Annotated in this window: 2 protein-coding genes and 1 pseudogene; all 3 read left to right on the top strand. The window is 40.3% G+C overall.

Annotation, left to right across the window (positions count from 1 at the left end; all coding sequences use genetic code 11):
• Positions 1-150: IS66 family transposase (locus tag H8716_RS18120; protein ID WP_408610911.1), on the top strand; the 150-nt coding region annotated here is incomplete at its 5' end.
• Positions 119-406 (top strand): annotated as a pseudogene (locus H8716_RS17465) (IS66 family transposase); the annotation flags it as partial. The gene H8716_RS18120 and the pseudogene H8716_RS17465, both read left to right, overlap by 32 nt.
• Before the next feature lie 149 nt (positions 407-555).
• Positions 556-813, top strand: a complete 258-nt coding sequence (locus H8716_RS18010; protein ID WP_249310231.1) for an integrase core domain-containing protein — start codon at positions 556-558, stop codon at positions 811-813.
• The last annotated feature ends 329 nt before the right edge of the window (positions 814-1142 follow it).

The raw sequence follows: 1142 nt of genomic DNA, 5'->3' as shown, positions 1-1142 counted from the left end.
CGTAAACTTTATGGAACAAAATCCGAGAAGACATCTACTCTCGAAATCGAGGGGCAGATGTCTCTTTTTAATGAAATCGAAACCTGTGCGGATCCTGATGCACACGAACCGGAGCTTGTATCTGGAAGATGGGAATTGTTCCATCAGTAATTCGCTTGCGGAAAACTGTATCCGTCCCTTTGTGATCGGCAGAAAGAACTGGCTGTTCTCCGGCAGTCCGAAAGGGGCGGAAGCCAGTGCAGGAATCTATACACTGGTAGAGACAGCGAAAGCGAATGGGCTTGCCCCGATGAAATATATAAAATATATCCTGTCCGACATGCCGGGGAGTGCTTTTCTTGAACATCCTGAATATCTGGATGATTATCTGCCTTGGAATCCTCTTGTAAAAGAATTCTGTCGATAACCGTTGACCTTTTAGTATAAAAGGCTGACGGTTATTTTTCTATACACTGTTTTATTTGACGCTTACGAAATATCGATCAACCATTAATTATCCATTAGGATCGTGGCAGCCAATATGTTGCAAAGGAATATAAAAAAGCAACCGAAAATATGCAGCGCAGTTATTCGAAGAAAGCTTTTCCGTGGGATAATGCATGCACTGAATCCTTTCATTCTATTATCAAACGTGAATGGCTCAATCGCTTTAAAATTCGCGATTATAAGCAGGCATACCAGTTGATTTTTGAATATCTGGAAGATTTCTACAATACGAAACGAATTCATAGCCATTGCAACTATATGTTGCCAAACGAATTCGAACGAGTGTATGAAAGAATGCACACTGAGGCTGAGCTTCTGACAGGTTAAAATGGGGAGAAATTTCTCATTTTAACTTGTACTAAATCTTGACATAGGACCATGTATAACATGATGAGGTCTCCGACACCGTAGGAATGTGTGAAATCTCACCATAGCGATAAACCCACATGTTGCCTTCCCAGAGACCCACTCGGTCGGCTTCCTAGATTAAGAGGATTTCGGTGCTCAATACTCACCTGGTCCTATGTCAAGAAAAAATACAAATTAAATGCAACCAATTTTCTCTTTTTATGTAATTGTTAACTTGCTAAGCTTGCTACAGTCGTTTCCAGATTTTTAAGATATTGTTCCTCATATTCATTTGGAGATAAATATCC

It is taken from the genome of Jingyaoa shaoxingensis (assembly GCF_014385005.1).
Taxonomy (GTDB): domain Bacteria; phylum Bacillota; class Clostridia; order Lachnospirales; family Lachnospiraceae; genus Marvinbryantia; species Marvinbryantia shaoxingensis.
The sequence above is the reverse complement of the archived record's forward strand: the minus strand, read 5'-3'. Positions and strand labels throughout refer to the sequence as shown.

Bases quoted from the DNA above. Each gene is read 5' to 3' on its own strand.
- H8716_RS18010 (WP_249310231.1), top strand. From the start codon at position 556: ATGCAGCGCAGTTATTCGAAGAAAGCTTTTCCGTGGGATAATGCATGC.